Raw genomic sequence first — 17764 nt, forward strand, 5'->3', positions numbered from 1 at the left:
TGACCAAGCACGGGAAAATAGTAAAATAGAGAGAATGCTTTTTTTAGCGAAGGGGCTGGGAATATGTCAGAACAAAGCAACCGCATATTAATTGTAGATGATGAAGAACGCATTCGCCGCCTTCTGCGGATGTATCTGGAAAAAGAAGGATACGAAATTGAAGAAGCTGAGGATGGTGAGATTGCTCTCCAAAAAGCGACTGCAAGCGATTACAGTATTATTTTGCTCGATGTGATGCTTCCGGGTATGGACGGGATTGAAGTGTGTACACGTCTACGTCAAACCAAATCTACGCCTGTGATTATGCTGACAGCCAAAGGTGAGGAAGTGAACCGCGTGCAAGGCTTCGAAGTTGGAGCTGATGATTATGTGGTCAAGCCCTTCAGCCCGCGAGAGGTCATTTACCGGGTAAAGGCAATTTTAAGACGATCGTCGGAGACGGCTTTTTTAACGAAAGAGGCTGTGCCAAGCAATAGTATTGTTTTTCCAAATCTTATTATTGAGCATGATGCCCACCGGGTAACTGCAGGCGGAATTGAAATCAGTCTAACGCCTAAAGAGTACGAGCTATTGCATTATTTGGCGGTGTCGCCAGATAAAGTCTTCTCACGCGAAGAACTGCTGAAAGATGTTTGGAATTACGAATTCTTTGGTGATCTCCGCACTGTGGATACGCATGTGAAACGGCTTCGTGAAAAGCTGAATAAGGTATCACCAGAGGCAGCGGCTATGATTACGACCGTATGGGGCGTAGGTTATAAGCTGGAGGTTCCAAAATAACGTGAACTTCTGGAGATCGCTGGTAGGCAAGCTGTGGATCACCATCATTTGTCTTGTAGGTTCTGTGCTTATTTTTCTGGGGCTTTTTTTATTGCCATATATCAATAGAAATTTTGCGGCGCATGAATCGACGGAAATCAAGCATTTATTCACCTATACATGTATCGTCGGATTTTTATTGACGACCTTTTTTGCTCTATTTCTTTTTACTAAAATCACACAGCCTATGCAGCTGTTGATTCAGGCGGCGAATGCCATCCGTGAGGGAAGGTATGATACTCGGCTTTCGCTGGTGACCAGCGATGAGATTGGAGAGCTGGCGAAAACTTTTAACCATATGTCTACGGAACTGGAAGCGACGATCCGCAGTCTGAATGAGGAGAAAAACCATTTATCCAGTGTACTGCGAAGTATGTCTGATGCCGTAATTACCTTCGACAGAAGTGGACAAATCATCTTGACGAATCCGCCTGCACAAAGTTTGCTGGATATTTGGAAAAAGCTGGAGTGGCAGGAACGTGATCTGGAGGAATTCGGAGCTTCTGTGCCTGAGCCTTTGCTGCCTTTGTTCCATACGGTTATGGACAGAGGCGAGGATGTCGGAGACTACATCCATGTCAAGAAAGGCTCGTGGTCAGTGCAAATGGCGCCGCTGTATACAGATAACGCTATTCGTGGTGCAGTAGCTGTACTTAGAGATATTTCGGAAGAAGTAAAACTTGAGAAGATGCGCAGTGATTTTGTAGCCAACGTATCCCATGAAATCCGTACACCCTTATCTATGATGCAGGGATACAGTGAGGCTTTGCTGGACGGCATGGCAGGTTCACCGGAAGAGTCCGAGGAGCTAGTACAGGTCATCCATGATGAATCATTACGTATGGGAAGGTTAGTCAAGGATCTGCTCGACTTGGCCCGAATGGAGGCAGGTCATACAGATATGTACCGTCAGGAAGTGGATGTGAATGAACTGATCGAGCGTGTTCACCGGAAATTTACGGTTCGTTCCAAGGAACGAGGACTGACACTCGATTATTATGAGCCAGGTCAACGCTTAGTGTTGCCTGAGGCAGATGAAGACAGACTGGAGCAGGTGTTGACCAATTTGCTGGATAATGCGTTCAGACATACGCCCTCTGGGAAAAAAGTTACCATTGCGGCGGATCAAATTCTGGGAGAACGGAATGAGTTAATCCGCATTCGGATTAAGGATGAAGGTGTGGGCATTGCCAGTGAGGATCTACCTTATATTTTTGACCGCTTCTACAAGGCAGACAAAGCCAGAGTACGTGGTGAAGACAAAGGGACTGGGCTGGGGCTTGCTATTGTTAGAAACATCGTAGAGGCTCACGGAGGCTCTGTCTCAGCTTCTAGCGTACTGGGAGAAGGGACGGAATTTACTATTTTGTTGCCGATCTCCAATAAAACAAGGCTGGGCTCTGTAACAAGCTTATAACGACGGCTCATATATCCCAGTTTGCAGGCATCCTCGGAAGAGGGTGCTTTTTGTTGAAAAATCAACATTTATCTTGTTCAACGTGGAACATTCTGTTTCAAGATGGATGCTTCTATGTTAGATAAGGGTATAAGAAAAGGCGCCTCGGTAGCCGGCGCCTCTCTTTATAAATAAAACCAAGGAATTTTTCAACACTGACTGGAACTAATCCAGTACTACTTCTTGGGCAGTATTCAGTTCTGGTAAGCCTACGAGTTGAATCAGCACGTCTTTAGGCACAGCTTTGTCAACGGTCAGGATCATGATGGCTTCACCGCCAACAATTTTACGACCTACTTGCATAGAAGCAATGTTGACGCTGTTCTCCCCAAGCAAGGTGCCGACACGGCCGATAATGCCGGGTTTATCATTGTGTGAGATAAGCAAGAAATGAGCCTCCGGTGCGACATCTACCGGGAACTGGTTCAATCGAACAATACGTTCACCATAGCCTGCTAGCAGGGTACCGGAAACACGTTGCTCTTCGCCGCTTTGTGTTTTGAGCGTAACGGTAATCAGGTTGGTGAAGCCCTTGGTGGCAGGCGCCTGAGAGACGATGAGATGGACGTCACGTGTTTTGGCAAGATGCACAGAGTTCACGATGTTCACATCGCTGCCCAGATGACGGCTAAGTACACCTTTCAAAATATAACGTGTGAGCGGCTGTGTATCCACAGAAGACAAATCGCCAGCATAATCTACCTGAATTTCACGTACAGCCTGATTGGTGATCTGAGCGGCAAAGCTGCCCAGCTTCTCTCCAAGCGAGAAATATGGCTGCAATTGCGTCATGACATTGGATGGTACTGGAGGCATGTTGACCGCATTTTTAAACGGCTCATCACGTAAAATATGCAGCACCTGCTCAGATACGTCGATCGCCACGTTCTCCTGAGCTTCGACGGTCGATGCACCCAGATGTGGTGTAACGATAATTTTTGGATGGCTCAGGAACGGATGATCCTGTGCTGGTGGTTCCGACTCGAATACGTCAAAGGCTGCACCGGCAACGATACCTTCATCGATGGCTTCAACAAGAGCCATTTCATCGATAACTCCGCCTCGGGCACAGTTGATGATGCGCATTCCTTTTTTCATCACTTCAAACTGCGGGCGAGCAATCATATGCTTGGTTTCTGGTGTTAATGGCGTGTGCACGGTCATGAAATCTGCGTTGCGGATAATTTCGTCCACGCTGGCCAGCTTGATGCCCAGCTTCTCAGCGCGTTCTTCAGTCAGAAACGGATCATAACCAAGGATGCTCATGCCAAATGCTTTGGCGCGTTTAGCCACCTCACTGCCGATACGTCCCATGCCGAGAACTCCAAGTGTTTTGTTACGTAGTTCGACACCGAGGAATGTTTTACGATCCCATGTACCACCGATGGTTTTAGCGTAAGCCTGTGGAATATGGCGAGCCAGTGCCATCATCATGGCAAAAGTGTGTTCACATGTCGTAATTGTATTGCCGTCAGGAGCATTAATAACGATAATCCCGCGTTGTGTTGCTGCTTCAAGGTCGATGTTGTCCACGCCGACCCCGGCACGTCCAACAACCTTGAGGTTTTTACCTGCCGCCATGATGCGTTCGGTTACCCGGGTTTGGCTTCGGACGAGTAATGCGTCATAGTCACCAATAATTTGAACCAATTCATCCTCACTGAGACCTGTGTTCTTGTCCACCGTGACATCGTCTGCATCCATCAGCTGCTGAATGCCCAGGTCACTGATTGGATCGGATACTAACACTTTAAACATTTGGTTTCCTCCTCAAAGTTAACTTCTTTTATGGACAGGATGTACTTCGAACTGAAATACATTCCATAAAGAACATGAAAAAAACTTGAAATGCTTCTAAAAAGTACAGGAGAGCGGTCTAAATACTAGTGTGATAACGCATTGACGCAGAAAAGGAATAAAATAGTATTTTGCACCAAACTGATAACCAAAGGCCTTATGTGGAGTTGCTTTACGGTTTTCGGGCATCAAAAAAACTCCCGAATCACATACTATCTCCATAGTAAGGGACGAGAGTTATCGTGGTACCACCCTAATTCGCAGCCATTTCGCAATGGACTGCCTTCAGCGGTCATATAATGACCGAAAGGATAACGGTTTTCTGCCGATTGCATCTAATGTCGGAAAATGATTCCCAGACCTCGATGCAATAACTCAGGAGCGCTGAAAGTAGTTACTTCGCCACCGGCTTCCACCCAAACACCGGTTCTCTGAGGACGAAATCAATACCTTTTCTCCATCATTGTTGTTGTCGCTAATAATTTTTTCATAATGTATCATGGCTTACATGGGCATGTCAATAGGACATGCGGCATGTGTGGATAGACGACTAGAAACATAGCTACAGAATGCGGAAAAATTAAGATTTAAGTCTTCTTGAATCCGCCCGACTTTTTGGCTATGATGCTAAAGAAGACTAAGCAGAGGACTAACTAACTATGAAAAAGCTTAAAGTGAAATGGAAAAGAGCGCAAATTCATCAATTGAATGACCGCTTGCTGCTTTACAATTTGTATCTAACTCAGGGGCTGACCCTGCTGATTGGCGTAATCTGGATTATATTTCAGAAAAGAAATGTGTTTGAACTGTTTGCATTGCCCAACACGCTACATGTCTTATGGTGGGGATTGGGTTTGGCAGCCGCTATGCTATTAGTAGATTTGCTGCTGTCTCGGATCATGCCTGAGGATGCCATGGATGACGGTGGTATTAACCAAATGCTGTTTCAAAATCGACCGGTTTGGCATATTATTTGTATAGCTGCTATCGTTTCCATCTGTGAGGAACTTTTGTTTAGAGGTGCGATTCAGTACAGCTTTGGTCCTTATTGGACAAGCATTTTGTTTGCGGTTATTCATATCCGGTATTTACGGCACTGGATTCCCACGGGCTGGGTTTTCCTTAGCAGTTATGGATTGGGATATATATACGTGCAGACAGGCAGCCTGTGGGCACCGATCATTTGTCATTTTGTGATTGACCTTATATCTGGCTTAGCGTTACGTTTTCGGAGGTATGAAGAATGAATCAGGAACTTAGCAGAGTGCAGACCTATGGTAGCCGCCGAAATGGCCGCAAAGGCAAGGAGGAGGACAGGCCAAAGCCAAAACCGGTCCGCTCCCGTGCTTCACGGCCCATGCCAGAATTGGCAGACGTTGCCGCTGCACCAGAAGTTGCTGTGACAATGGAGGAGGACACTCCTGCCAGTGAGTACCGAACACGGACAGAGATGTTTCCGTCCCGTCGTATTCGGGTGAGTAAGTGGTTTTTGAATTTTTTAAGCACTCTTTTTGTGCTTATTACAGCCGCACTACTATGGTGGGGAATTAAGGGTGCACCACCCATTAGTGAAATGCTTTGGTGATATAAAGGCATTGTGATAGCTTGCGTCTAGTACGTGCGTGCAATATTATGCTAAAAAAGCCTCCAACTCCCACAAAATATGCGGAGAGGGGGCTTTTTACATCATTTAATTTTACATCATCTACATTTGACCTATGAGCAAGTGATAATTAACTGGCAGGAATCTCAATGCTTTGTGGATCGACAAATTGATAGCCCTTCTGCTCAAGGCGCGTCAATAGACTGTCCAGTGCCTCCGCTGTCCATGGCAGTTCATGCATCAAAATATTGCTGCCTGGATGAAGTTGTTCTGTTACATTTTTGAGAAGAGTTTCCGTTTTATGAGGTTGGTTTTTTTTCATGGTCCAGTCCAGAGAGCCTACGGACCATGTCATATACAAGAGCCCATTTTCCTTAGCAACCTTGCGACCTACGTCTCCACCAGCACCATGAGGCGGACGGAAGAATACGGGGGCTTGGCCTGTAGTGTCTTTAACGATTTTTTGTACTGTTTCAATCTGTTTTTTAACCTCAGCCTCAGACTTGTTCTTGAGAACGATGTGGTCCCAGCTATGGTTGCCAATGGGCTGTCCACGGTCATGGATAAGCTTGAGCAACTCAGGATGTTCTTTTACACGATAACCGTTTACGAAGAAAATCGCTTTTGCCTTGTGCTTATCCAATATATCTATGATTTTGTTAATCATGACCGCTTCTTTCGGGCCATCATCAAAAGTCAGCAATACCACTTTTTTTTCGACACCTTGTTGATTAGGAATAACATTGTAAGCTTTGTCCAAGTGATACATCTTGTTAGTGGTAACCGCAGTTGTTGAAACTGTAGTCTCGTTGCTCTTAACGGCGGTTTTGTCATTTTGTGTATTTGTTGTACTCACTGATTTTTGCTCATCACTGTCTGCTTGCTTGCTGCTTCCTTTGGGGGAAGATTTACTGCTCTGATCTTTGGCACTGTTACTTAAATCAGAAGTTACTGAATCCTGATGGTTACTGGAATCCGCAGATTCCGGCTTCGTCGCAGTGCAAGCACTAAGCAGCAGACATGCTGTTAGCAAAATGGCTGCTGTTTTTGTACCCATTAATTCATCTCACCTTCCTGTATTTATACCGTATGAGTTTGTCTCTGCTGACGAACACTATGCTTGATTCTACCACAAAGGGAGGTTCTAATTGTGAAAACATCTTCATTTTTCCTGGGAATCGTCTTGGGGGCTGTCGCAAGCTCTCTGATCTCTCGTAACCGCAATGCGTTGGGCTTATCCATGGACATGGGCGGAAAAAAAGGCGGGAATTTGGTACAGAAAGCTCGTACAAAAATGATGGACGCCGCATTTCCAGGCATGGGTGATATTGCGCTGAATACACAAGACACCCACAAGGATCATGATCATCGTTCACAAGCAGATAAAACCGTTCATAACGCCCAAACTGCCAAGAGCAAAGAAGAGAATATGAAGTTGATTAAAGAGTTTATTAGCACAAGTCCCGATGTTAAACGTGAGGTCGAGCAAATACTGAAAGAAACTCATACAGCCGTACCGGGATTGTAACCCGAAACCTCTATTCCGAATCATTTTGCGGCTTTTTTGTTAAAGCCGTTCAAATGATTCTTTTTTTTATCATTTTTATTCGTGCATTTACGATTATAAAATGATAACATGATTACATAGAACCATTTTCATCACAGGCATCATATTTGAATCATAATCTGCTAATAACACTCGGCTGCCAGGAGGAGGGTCCAGTATGAAAATAGAAAGATTAAGTCAGGACAAGATACGGATTTTCCTTACCTTTGATGATTTGAGCGAACGGGGTATCCAAAAAGATGATATGTGGCAAGAAATTCCAAGAGTTCATGAGCTGTTTACTGAAATGATGGATCAGGCATACAGCGAACTGGGCTTCGACGCCACGGGACCGTTAGCTGTAGAAGTCTTTGCGCTTCCTGCTCAGGGAATGGTTGTTATCGTCACTCGGGGAAAATACGATCACCAGCAGTACGGTTCGGGTCCCGATGAGGAGCTTCCAGAGGAAGTCTACGAAATGGAAGTCACAATGGAGCACAGTGATTCCATCGTTTACGCGTTTAGCGATTTCGAAGTACTCATAGAAGCGGCTCATATGCTCCGCAGCAACACTACGGAAGCAGGTAAGCTGTATCATTATAGAGGAAAATGGATTTTGCATTTGGAGCCAGAAGAAGTAGAAGAGTCCAAGCTTGCGGCCTTAATCGCGATTCTGGCTGAATTTGGAGAAGGTTCATCCGTAACACCAGCTATGCTGGAAGAGTATGGAAAGCTGATCATTCCTGAACAGGCAGTTGCTGTCATCTGCACCCATTTTGACAGCCGTTCTTGATTTGGTTTAGAAAGTGATAATGAAGTTAATTTGTCGGCTCTGCGCTGAAAGCAGAGCCGACTCATTTTATGGAGGGATGATCGGTGCTTCTGTTTTCTGTTTTAGCGGCAGCTACAGCGCCGGGTCTCGCCTTATTGATGTATTTTTACTTAAAGGATCGATATGATTCGGAGCCTCTGCACATGGTTATTAAAGTATTTTTGCTCGGTTTTTTGGTGGTGCTTCCGGTCATGATTTTTCAACGTGGGTTGCTGCTTTGGCTAGGAGATGACACTTTAATTCAGGTGTTCGGTATTTCCGCTGGAGTGGAAGAGTTTTTTAAATGGTTCCTGCTGTATCACATCATCTATAACCATACGGAGTTCGACGAGCCTTATGATGGTATATTGTATGCAGCCGCAGTCTCACTCGGGTTTGCCACAGTTGAAAATCTGTTATATGCCTGGGCGGGGCATGCTTCGATCAGCATGATGTTAATGAGATCGTTGCTACCGGTATCCGGTCATGCGATGTTTGGCGTTATGATGGGCTACTATATGGGGAAAGCCAAGTTTTCGAAAGACCTGAAGAGTAAATATATGCTGCTTCTGTCATTAGTGCTTCCATGGTTTTGGCATGGAGTGTATGATTTAATTTTGACGAAATTTTCACACGACTGGATCTGGTTTATCATTCCGTTGATGGCATTTCTATGGTATGGAGGGATGGCAAAAATCAGTCGAGCGAATAACCGTTCTCCTTTTCGAATGTTAAAACGGGAAGAAAAGGTTAATATGTAACGAAATGGGACACACTGATCTGACAAACCTGTTAGAGAAAGAGGTGTCTTTTTTGCGTATAAAAGTAAGAATTCATTGTAAAAGATGCGGAGAACGCTTTGTACTGAGAGGGCGAATGGAGCAAGGACAGATTCAGACCGGCTTTAAACGCTGTATTTGCGATAACTGTGAGTTTATTGTTGAAGTCATGGAAAACCATGCATAAGAGAGCTTTCTTCTTGTCACACTATCGGTAGTGTATTTGAAGAAAGGAGACTCCCAATATGTATAAACGACTTAGTGCCGTATTGTTCCCGGTGGTTACCCTGATTATGATAGGAGCATTTGTGTGGGGTTATCAGCAAAACCAGATGAGAAAAGAGGTGTCTTCTCAGGCAAATAGCATGTCGATTAAAGCGGAAAATCAATACCAGCGTGCATTTCATGATTTGTCGTTTCATATGGATCAGCTGCATTCCCAACTCGGTAACGCGGTTGCTGTCCATACTACTTCACACGCGATGCACCGCAAATGCTTGATGAACGTGTGGAGGATTGCAAGTGAAGCCCAAAACGAGGTTAATCAGTTGCCTCTCAATGTAATGCCTTTTAATCATGCTAAAGATTTGCTGTCACATCTATCTGCATTCTCGTATCAGACCGCTGTTCGTGATCTGGACCACGAGCCTTTAAACGAGAAAGAAATTTCGAATCTAAAAACGTTATATAACAATTCCAAGGAAATTTCGAAAAACATGCATGAGGTGCAGCAAAAGGTCATTAGCAAAAACTTGCGCTGGATGGATGTTGATATGGCGGCAGGTTCTCAAACTGGACCGAAGGACAACACCATTATTGATGGCTTCAAAACCGTGGACAAAAAAGTAGAGAACTACAAAGAACTGGATTGGGGACCGTCTGTTGCGAGCATTTATGATAAGCGCTCAGTGAAAAAGTTGAGTCTCCCGGCGGTGGATGCTGGACAAATTAAGCGTAATGCCGCTGAATTTACAGGAAAACCAGAAAGTCAGATTCGTGTGAACGAAAATGGCAAAGGAACAGAATGGGCGTCTTATACGGCTACGCTGTTAAATAAGCAACAGCCTGTAGCCACGATGGATTTTACGAAAAAGGGCGGCAAGCTCATTTCTTATCATGACATGAGAACAGTAGGTCCTAAAAAAACAACTCGTAATGAAGCGGTTCGCTATGCAAGTGAGTATCTTGAACAAAAGGGCTACAAAGGAATGAAGCCCGTAGCATATGATGAAAGCGGGAATTTAGCCAACATTACATTTGCAAGCCAACAAGGGGATGTGATTATCTATCCAGAAAAAATCACAGTCAGATCAGGCTTGGATAACGGACAAGTGATTGGTTTCCAATGCAGCGATTATGTCTATGAGCACAGTCGCCTCCGTCGCATTCCTCAGGCAAAACTGAATTTGAATGAAGCACGAGCGAAGTTGAATCCTGAGTTTCGTGAAACTTACCACCGCAAAGCACTAATTGAAAATGAACTGTCAAATGAAGTTCTGTGCTATGAATTTGGCGGTAAAATCAACGGTTCCATTTATCGAATTTACATTAACGCGAACACGGGAATGGAAGAAACGATTGAACAGGTAAAAGATTCAGATGAACCACAAGTTACGGCAAGTAATGCCTAGTTGATTACACTAAAATGAATCTATAGTCACTCTAAACCTCCTTTATTAAGGAGGTTTTTTGTGCTTTAGTCATGGTTCTAGCAAATATAATGCTTAATATAGGCACAAAGTCGTGGTATTATATACCTTAATTATAGTTTTGAATGGACAAGGATGGTGAATCGTTTGTTTCCGAAAATTAACGATGTGTTATACATACAAGTTGCCGGTACCGATCAGAAGGAGGAATCTTTTGAATATAAGTCACGTATTGCGGAAGAGGACCCACAGAACTTTCTAATCGAAATTCCCATGTCACAAACAAGCGGGCATTTGAAAAAGCTGTTTCTTGGGGAAGAACTGTCTATATTTTTTATGAGCGAGGGTGGGATTAAAAACTATTTTAATACCCACGTTACAGGCTTTAAAGAAGACGTCCTCCGGATGGTTCGCATTCACAAGCCTGCTCCCGACAGCATCAGCAAAATTCAGCGTCGAAACTTTCTCAGGGTAAAGGCCAACTTGGAAATTGCGGTTAAACATGGTGCAAACGAATCTAGATTTGTAGCAGAGACGCATGATGTAGGAGGTGGAGGCGTATCTTTTCAGACTCAGGGTTCACATCATCTTGAAGAAGGAGAATCATTGTCTTGCTGGATTTTGGTTCCATATAAAAACGGCACTCAAGAACATGTTCCGTTCCAATCCGAAATTGTACGCATTCAGCAGATGGAAAATGGCCGCAAACTCATTATGTTGAAATATGAGAAAATCGCTGACCAGGAGCGCCAAAAACTGATTAAATATTGTTTTGAAAGACAGTTGGAGTTCCGGGGGAAATCGTAAACATCCGAAGCTTTTCTTTTTTAGTAAACCTGTCGCTTATTTTGCATCGCCTATAAATGTGTGGTATAATTTTCACGTCGCAGGCAATGCCTGCTTTTTTCTTGAGGTTAGGTTAGGAGGAATTCCCTGTTGGCAAGGCAACATGCATCTTCAATTAACAAAATAAATGTAGCCATTGATGGACCTGCTGGCGCAGGGAAAAGTACAGTGGCCCGCTTGGTGGCGAAAGCACTTTCCTATGTATATGTAGATACCGGAGCCATGTATCGAGCAGCAACATGGTACATGATGTGCAAAGAAATTCCTGCAGAAAATGTACAAAAAGTGCTTCAGCATGTACCTGAGCTGGTGATTGAATTAGTACCGGACCCCACAGGCCAAAAGGTTTATTGTAACGGGGAAGATGTAACCACTGTGATTCGTTCGATGGAAGTGACTAGCAATGTGTCACAGTATTCGAGTATTGCTGGTTTACGTACACGCTTGACCGAATACCAGCGTGAAATGGCTGCGCGTAAAGGTGTCGTCATGGACGGACGCGACATTGGAACAACTGTGCTTCCCGATGCGGAAGTCAAAGTGTTCATGACCGCAAGTGTTCAGGAACGTGCCTCACGTCGTTTTAAAGAACTGAGCGAAACTGATGATATCACTCTGGAACAGCTTGAACGTGACATTGCGGCACGTGATAAGTTTGATGAGGAGAGGGAGGTATCCCCGCTTCGTTGCAGTGAGGACGCCATCGTGCTTGATACGACTCATATGGGCATCCAGGATGTCGTAGATACGATCGTATCTTATTGCTTAACGGAGAAGGATGGAGAGATCAGCCAATGATATATACTGTATGCGCCAGTATTTTGCGTCTCATTTACCGCGTTCTGTTCAGGCTTGAGGCGGTAGGCAGGGAAAATGTTCCTGCTGAGGGTGGAGTGCTGTTGTGTTCTAATCATATTAGTAATCTTGACCCTCCTACAGTTGGCATTTTGCTGAAGCGAAAGGTTCACTTTATGGCCAAAGCAGAGCTGTTTAATGTTCCTGTACTGGGACCACTGATCGACAAACTGGGAGCTTTTCCAGTTAAACGTGGTGGTGTGAGTAAGGAATCCATTAAGCTGGCATTGAACATTTTGCGTGAAGGTAAGGTTATGGGGATTTTTCCCGAAGGCTCCAGAGGAGCTGGGGGAATTGGTAAAAAGGGTGCTGCCAGTTTTGCACTGCGTAGTGGAGCGGCTGCCGTTCCGGTCGCCATTATTGGTGATTACAAGCTTTTCCGTAAAACGAAAGTGATATACGGTAAACCTGTTAATTTGGACGGTTACCAAAAGGGTACCGATGTCGAAGGAGATCCTCTTGAACTGGCAACAGAAGCAATTATGTCACGTATTCGCACAATGAAGGAAACGGGTAAGCCTACGAATGATTGAACGGCTTGCATGAATTGTGTCTAAGCTTGGAAAACTAGAACAAAAATGTATTTTGTTTTGAACTCTGCTATGCGCAGGTTTAAATAAATGGTTTTTTTGAATTGAGGAGGGTATTGACATGTCGGAAGAAATTAAAAATCAAGAAGCTGCTGAAGCGGCAAATCAAGACGAGCTCGATCAAATCGTTTCCCTGAAAAAAGGTGACACCGTTAAGGGTACAATTGTGAAATTGGAAGATAACCAAGCGGTAGTAAGCATTGGATATAAATACGATGGAGTTATTCCAATTCGCGAATTGTCTTCTGGTCTGGACAATGCAGAAGAAGCAGTACAAGTAGGCCAAGAAGTTGAAGCTAGAATTATCAGCATCGACGACGGCAAGGAAAAACTTGTTCTGTCCAAACGTGCAATCGACAGTGAAAATGCTTGGGAAAAATTGGAGCAACTGTTCGAAAGCAAAGAAGTATTTGAAGTTGTTGTGAATGATGTTGTTAAAGGCGGCATCGTAGTAGACGTGGGTCTGCGAGGATTCATCCCTGCATCCATGGTAGAACGCCATTTTGTTGAAGATTTCAGTGATTACAAAGGCCGCACATTGCGTGTTGTTGTAAAAGAACTGGATCGTGAAAACAACAAAGTGATCCTTTCCCAAAAAGACGTTCTGGAAGCAGAATTTGAAGCTAACAAGCTTAAAGTAATGGCTGAGCTGAAAGAAGGACAAGAAATCGTTGGTACGGTTCAACGTCTTACTCAGTTTGGTGCTTTCGTAGATGTTGGCGGAGTAGATGGTCTGGTTCACGTATCTGAAATTGCTTGGACTCATGTTGATAAGCCTTCTGATGCTGTTTCCGAAGGAGATCAAGTGAAAGTGAAAGTCTTGAAAGTAGATCCTGAAAAAGGAAAAATCAGCCTGAGCATGAAAGCTGCACAGCCTGGTCCTTGGGAATCGGCTGCTGGACAATTCAATAACAATGACATCGTAACTGGTGTTGTTAAACGTCTGGTTAACTTCGGTGCATTCGTTGAAATCGCTCCTGGTGTGGAAGGTTTGGTTCATATTTCTCAAATTTCCCACAAACACATTGGAACTCCACAAGAAGTTCTGGAAGAAGGACAAGAAGTTAAAGTTAAAATTCTTGAAATGAATCCTTCCGAAAAACGTGTTAGTCTGAGCATTAAAGAAACTGAGGAAGCTCCTGAAGCTGCTCCAAAAGCAGAAAGAGCACCACGTGCATCTCGCGCACCTCGTGAGGAACTGAATAATCCTAACGTTTCCCTCAACAACTCCGGACTGAGCATTACGCTTGGCGAGCGTTTTGGCGATAAGCTGAACAAATTTAAATGAGTTTAAATCAATACATTTTATAATAAGCATAACGTACACCATCGGCGGACCCAGAGGGTTCGCCGATTGTTGTTACGTCACTATATCGCCAATAGGTATGTTTTTTGCTATGATGATAGCGGAAGAATTGACAGGAGGAGTGAATTTATGGCAAGACCCGTTGTGGCTATCGTTGGTCGTCCGAATGTGGGTAAGTCCACGATTTTTAATCGGATTATCGGGGATCGTCTGTCCATCGTGGAAGATAAACCGGGAATCACTCGTGACCGTATTTACGGTATATCGGAGTGGAATGGTAAGTCCTTCAGTATTATTGACACCGGCGGCATTGAGATTGATGGTGAGGATGTTATTTTGAAGTCCATCCGTATGCAGGCCGAACTTGCAATAGAAGAAGCAGATGTTATTGTATTCATGAGCGATGCAAAAGCAGGAATAACGCAAGCGGATGAAGAGGTAGCTCAAATGCTGTATCGTTCGGGTAAACCGATCATCGTAGCAGTAAACAAGGTGGACAACCTCAGTCGCGCTGATCTGATCTATGAGTTTTATTCTTATGGATTTGGTGATCCAATTGCTGTTTCTGGTAGTCATGGTACAGGGATCGGTGATCTGTTGGATGCAATTACGTCCAATTTACCTGAACTAGAAGAAGATCATTATGATGAAGACGTTATACGTGTCGCTTTGATCGGACGTCCGAATGTAGGTAAATCTTCACTCGTTAATGCCATTCTAGGAGAAGAACGGGTTATCGTTAGTGACATTGCTGGTACAACGCGTGATGCAATTGACACGCCTTTTGAAAAAGACGGTCAAAAGTATGTACTGATTGATACGGCAGGTATGCGTAAACGTGGTAAAGTATACGAAACGACAGAAAAATATAGTGTAATGCGTGCGATGCGTGCGATTGAGCGTGCAGATGTTGTACTGGTCGTTATTAACGGCGAGGAAGGCATCATTGAGCAGGATAAACACATTGCTGGCTATGCTTATGAAGCGGGTAAAGCCTCGTTGTTTGTCGTTAATAAATGGGATGTCGTAGATAAAGACGATAAAACGATGCATCAGTTTGAGACGAAAATCCGTGACCACTTTTTGTTCATGACCTATGCTCCGATTGTGTTCTTGTCTGCAAAGACAAAGCAACGTCTGCAAAAGTTGCTTCCAGTTGTACAGCATGTGGCACAGCAGCATGTCATGCGTATTCAGACACATCTGCTGAACGATGTCATTTCCGATGCGGTTGCCATCAATCCACCGCCAACAGACAAGGGCCGTCGTCTGCGTATTAACTATGTGACTCAGGTTGCTGTTAAACCGCCTACGATGGTTGTATTCGTAAATGATCCAGAGATAATGCACTTCTCTTATGAGCGTTATCTGGAGAACAAAATTCGCGCCGCCTTTAATTTTGAAGGAACTCCAATTCGAATATTTACACGGCGCAAGTCTGACGAAAGTTAGGAGCGAATAGGTTGATTTTACAGATCGTTGCCATCGTACTCAGTTACTTGCTTGGCTCTGTCAGCTTTAGTTTGCTGTATGGAAAATTAAAAGGAATCGACATTCGCCAGCATGGAAGCGGCAATGCCGGTGCGACGAATACGCTGCGCGTGCTTGGAAAAGGCCCAGCTATTCTGGTACTGCTGCTGGACGTACTTAAAGGGGTTATTGCGGTGCTGATAGGGCACTGGTTGGGTGGAGAATCATCCTGGTTACCGGGTTTGTGTGGCATAGCGGCGATTGCGGGCCATAACTGGCCGGTATATTTTCACTTTCGCGGAGGCAAAGGGATTGCGACTGCCATTGGTGTATTGGCATCTCTTGCCTTACTGCCGGCATTATATGCCGGAATCATTGCGATACTTGCGATCGTAATAACGCGTTATGTATCCCTGGGATCACTAATTTTTGTCATTTTGACCCCTTGGATATTACTCGTACTTGGTTATGCTTGGCCGTTATTTTGGACGGCTCTAATCATTTGCCTGTTCGCTGTGTGGAGACACCGTACTAACATAGTCAAGTTGGCACGGGGAAATGAGAATAAGCTTGGCTCCAAAGGAGGAGATCGTCTTGTCTGAGAAAATAGCTGTGCTGGTGGCAGGGAGTTGGGGAACAGCCTTAGCTTCCGTACTTGCGACCAATAACAACGATGTCTCTGTCTGGACGAGAAGCGAACAACAAGCTGCTGAGATCAATGAGAAGCATACGAATGAGCATTATTTACCAGGCTCTATTTTGTCTGATCGCATTTCAGCTACAACGGATATGCAGACTGCGGTATCTGGAGCTAAAGCGGTGATCATCGTATCTCCTTCGTCTGCCGCTCGGCAGGTTGCACGTAGTCTGAAGGCTCATTTCACCAAGGATATGCTGGTAGTACATGCCATTAAGGGTTTTGAAACAGAGACACTCAAGCGTATGTCCACGGTGATCTCGGAAGAGCTGGAAATCGCGGAGGATGATATTGCCGTGCTGTCAGGCCCGAGTCATGCGGAGGAAGTGGTGAAGAAATGTCCTACAACGGTTGTTGTAGCTTCTTCCAATGAGAAGGCTGCTCAGGCTGCCCAGGGGTTGTTCATGAACTCCTATTTCCGCGTCTATACAAACCGTGATTTACTCGGTGTAGAACTGTCCGGTGCTTTAAAAAATATTATTGCACTGGGCGCGGGAATGTCGGATGGACTTGGCTTCGGTGATAATGCCAAAGCGGCTTTGTTGACCCGTGGATTGGCTGAGATTACCCGTGCCGGAGTTGAGATGGGGGCTAATCCATTAACCTTTGCCGGACTCGCTGGTATAGGCGATTTAGTGGTGACGGCAACGAGTCGTCACAGCCGCAACTGGCGTGCAGGTTCATTATTGGGACAGGGCCAACAGCTTGATGCCGTACTGGAATCTATGGGAATGGTCGTAGAGGGGATTCGTACGACAAAAGCAGCATACGCTATCTCACAAAAATTGGGTGTGCAAATGCCTATTACAGAGGTGTTGTATGGAGTGCTGTTTGAAGGACGTGACGTCCGCAAAGCCGTTGAGGCATTAATGGGTCGCGATCCGAAAACCGAGATGGAAGTCATGCCGCTTCAAACTTGGGAGCAATGGCATTCATAAGAGTACAGAGGAGCTTCTAAAGTATAAAGGTTGTCTCATGAGTAGATCTTTCTACGATGAGATAGCCTTTTTTAGTTAGGCGTTTGGCATGTCTTTTGTATGCTTAATCACCTTTTGTCTCCGTCACTCATAGACTGAGTTGAGCAATGGCGGAGGAGGGGAGATTGTGAGTAAAAACTTTCCGAAAGATGCATTGAAGGCCATTAACAAAAAAGGCGGCAAAAACATATCCGAAAATGCAGTGAAAAAGCTGGCAGGCACGGTAAAGCCGGACACGCTTCAAAGTGAAGCGCAGTTGCGTCAGCTTATAAAACAGGTGTCTGCGATGGCTAACATTCCGGTATCGGAAGATACAGTCAGGGATATTGTCGGAGCCGTCAAAAAGAGTGGAATGAATCCTTCCAATATGGAAGCGTTAATGAAAATGATGATGAAAAAATAAAACACTGGCCGTATGATGGTTCGTTTTATTCACCGTGAACCGGGAAGGTTCGCGGTTTTTTTTATATTTTGAGGCAGTAAAGTGCTTTTTCAGTACACAAAATGTCGAACTGCCATGTCGAACATGTTATAATGATGCCCATCAGGAAACGGGTGGAAAG

At 44.7% G+C, this 17764-nt stretch carries 18 protein-coding genes and 1 other annotated feature; of the genes, 16 read left to right on the forward strand and 2 right to left on the reverse strand.

Annotated features, from left to right (window positions below; translation table 11 throughout):
• The first annotated feature begins 63 nt into the window (after positions 1–63).
• Both G7035_RS18790 and G7035_RS18795 read left to right on the forward strand, forming a co-directional pair.
• Entirely contained in the window at positions 64–780 is a 717-nt protein-coding gene (locus G7035_RS18790; protein ID WP_013371713.1) for a response regulator transcription factor, read from the forward strand.
• A gap of 1 nt (position 781) precedes the next feature.
• Complete coding sequence (locus tag G7035_RS18795) at positions 782–2236, forward strand: sensor histidine kinase (RefSeq protein WP_019687876.1); 1455 nt, start codon at positions 782–784, stop codon at positions 2234–2236.
• Positions 2237–2440: 204 nt separating this feature from the next.
• Here the strand turns inward: G7035_RS18795 and serA are convergent, their stop codons facing one another.
• The gene (gene serA, locus G7035_RS18800) at positions 2441–4033 is read right to left on the reverse strand and encodes a phosphoglycerate dehydrogenase (protein WP_013371711.1); all 1593 of its coding nucleotides are present in this window, start codon (positions 4031–4033) and stop codon (positions 2441–2443) included.
• Positions 4034–4295: 262 nt separating this feature from the next.
• Positions 4296–4545, reverse strand: a binding site (T-box leader).
• 186 nt (positions 4546–4731) lie between these two features.
• On the opposite strand from serA, the gene G7035_RS18805 reads away from it, so the two are divergent.
• Positions 4732–5319, forward strand: a complete 588-nt coding sequence (locus G7035_RS18805) for a type II CAAX endopeptidase family protein (RefSeq protein ID WP_017427533.1) — start codon at positions 4732–4734, stop codon at positions 5317–5319.
• Positions 5316–5657: a hypothetical protein gene (locus tag G7035_RS18810; protein WP_017427534.1), complete on the forward strand. Its 342-nt coding sequence runs from the start codon at positions 5316–5318 to the stop codon at positions 5655–5657. The genes G7035_RS18805 and G7035_RS18810 overlap by 4 nt, the downstream gene beginning before the upstream one ends.
• Positions 5658–5805: 148 nt before the next feature.
• Here G7035_RS18810 and G7035_RS18815 read toward each other — a convergent pair whose 3' ends face one another.
• Complete coding sequence (locus G7035_RS18815) at positions 5806–6732, reverse strand: polysaccharide deacetylase family protein (protein WP_019687875.1); 927 nt, start codon at positions 6730–6732, stop codon at positions 5806–5808.
• 93 nt (positions 6733–6825) lie between these two features.
• Between G7035_RS18815 and G7035_RS18820 the strand changes: the two genes are divergently transcribed.
• The 12 genes from G7035_RS18820 (at position 6826) to G7035_RS18875 (ending at position 17604) form a co-directional block, all read left to right on the forward strand.
• Positions 6826–7203 carry a hypothetical protein gene (locus G7035_RS18820; RefSeq protein WP_013371707.1) on the forward strand — a complete coding sequence of 126 codons (378 nt, stop codon included), beginning with the start codon at positions 6826–6828 and terminating at the stop codon, positions 7201–7203.
• A 196-nt stretch (positions 7204–7399) separates the two neighbouring features.
• A complete protein-coding gene (locus G7035_RS18825; protein WP_016822229.1) occupies positions 7400–8014 on the forward strand; it encodes a genetic competence negative regulator in 615 nt (204 codons plus the stop codon).
• Between the two features lie 83 nt (positions 8015–8097).
• Positions 8098–8793: a glutamic-type intramembrane protease PrsW gene (gene prsW / locus G7035_RS18830; protein WP_016822228.1), complete on the forward strand. Its 696-nt coding sequence runs from the start codon at positions 8098–8100 to the stop codon at positions 8791–8793.
• 263 nt (positions 8794–9056) lie between these two features.
• The gene (ypeB, locus tag G7035_RS18835) at positions 9057–10442 is read left to right on the forward strand and encodes a germination protein YpeB (protein WP_019687874.1); all 1386 of its coding nucleotides are present in this window, start codon (positions 9057–9059) and stop codon (positions 10440–10442) included.
• A gap of 165 nt (positions 10443–10607) precedes the next feature.
• A complete protein-coding gene (locus G7035_RS18840; protein ID WP_019687873.1) occupies positions 10608–11267 on the forward strand; it encodes a flagellar brake protein in 660 nt (219 codons plus the stop codon).
• 129 nt (positions 11268–11396) lie between these two features.
• Positions 11397–12104 carry a (d)CMP kinase gene (cmk, locus tag G7035_RS18845; RefSeq protein WP_017427536.1) on the forward strand — a complete coding sequence of 236 codons (708 nt, stop codon included), beginning with the start codon at positions 11397–11399 and terminating at the stop codon, positions 12102–12104.
• The gene (locus G7035_RS18850) at positions 12101–12694 is read left to right on the forward strand and encodes a lysophospholipid acyltransferase family protein (protein WP_019687872.1); all 594 of its coding nucleotides are present in this window, start codon (positions 12101–12103) and stop codon (positions 12692–12694) included. The genes cmk and G7035_RS18850 overlap by 4 nt, the downstream gene beginning before the upstream one ends.
• 118 nt (positions 12695–12812) lie before the next feature.
• On the forward strand, positions 12813–14039 hold the full coding sequence (rpsA, locus tag G7035_RS18855; RefSeq protein WP_013371699.1) for a 30S ribosomal protein S1: 1227 nt from the start codon (positions 12813–12815) through the stop codon (positions 14037–14039).
• Between the two features lie 147 nt (positions 14040–14186).
• Entirely contained in the window at positions 14187–15509 is a 1323-nt protein-coding gene (gene der / locus G7035_RS18860; protein WP_013371698.1) for a ribosome biogenesis GTPase Der, read from the forward strand.
• 11 nt (positions 15510–15520) lie between these two features.
• Positions 15521–16129 (forward strand): glycerol-3-phosphate 1-O-acyltransferase PlsY, encoded by a 609-nt coding sequence (plsY, locus tag G7035_RS18865; RefSeq protein ID WP_013371697.1) that lies wholly within the window; start codon positions 15521–15523, stop codon positions 16127–16129.
• Positions 16122–17162, forward strand: a complete 1041-nt coding sequence (locus tag G7035_RS18870) for an NAD(P)H-dependent glycerol-3-phosphate dehydrogenase (protein ID WP_013371696.1) — start codon at positions 16122–16124, stop codon at positions 17160–17162. The genes plsY and G7035_RS18870 overlap by 8 nt, the downstream gene beginning before the upstream one ends.
• Positions 17163–17328: 166 nt before the next feature.
• Positions 17329–17604 (forward strand): stage VI sporulation protein F, encoded by a 276-nt coding sequence (locus G7035_RS18875; protein WP_016822222.1) that lies wholly within the window; start codon positions 17329–17331, stop codon positions 17602–17604.
• The last annotated feature ends 160 nt before the right edge of the window (positions 17605–17764 follow it).

It is taken from the genome of Paenibacillus polymyxa (assembly GCF_015710975.1).
Taxonomy (GTDB): domain Bacteria; phylum Bacillota; class Bacilli; order Paenibacillales; family Paenibacillaceae; genus Paenibacillus; species Paenibacillus polymyxa.

What these genes read in the sequence shown, in the direction of transcription:
- G7035_RS18790 (WP_013371713.1), top strand. Translation starts at nt 64, where the DNA reads ATGTCAGAACAAAGCAACCGCATATTAATTGTAGATGATGAAGAACGC.
- serA (WP_013371711.1), bottom strand. Translation starts at nt 4,033, where the DNA reads ATGTTTAAAGTGTTAGTATCCGATCCAATCAGTGACCTGGGCATTCAG.
- G7035_RS18805 (WP_017427533.1), top strand. Translation starts at nt 4,732, where the DNA reads ATGAAAAAGCTTAAAGTGAAATGGAAAAGAGCGCAAATTCATCAATTG.
- G7035_RS18810 (WP_017427534.1), top strand. Translation starts at nt 5,316, where the DNA reads ATGAATCAGGAACTTAGCAGAGTGCAGACCTATGGTAGCCGCCGAAAT.
- G7035_RS18815 (WP_019687875.1), bottom strand. Translation starts at nt 6,732, where the DNA reads ATGGGTACAAAAACAGCAGCCATTTTGCTAACAGCATGTCTGCTGCTT.
- G7035_RS18825 (WP_016822229.1), top strand. Translation starts at nt 7,400, where the DNA reads ATGAAAATAGAAAGATTAAGTCAGGACAAGATACGGATTTTCCTTACC.
- ypeB (WP_019687874.1), top strand. Translation starts at nt 9,057, where the DNA reads ATGTATAAACGACTTAGTGCCGTATTGTTCCCGGTGGTTACCCTGATT.
- G7035_RS18850 (WP_019687872.1), top strand. Translation starts at nt 12,101, where the DNA reads ATGATATATACTGTATGCGCCAGTATTTTGCGTCTCATTTACCGCGTT.
- rpsA (WP_013371699.1), top strand. Translation starts at nt 12,813, where the DNA reads ATGTCGGAAGAAATTAAAAATCAAGAAGCTGCTGAAGCGGCAAATCAA.
- der (WP_013371698.1), top strand. Translation starts at nt 14,187, where the DNA reads ATGGCAAGACCCGTTGTGGCTATCGTTGGTCGTCCGAATGTGGGTAAG.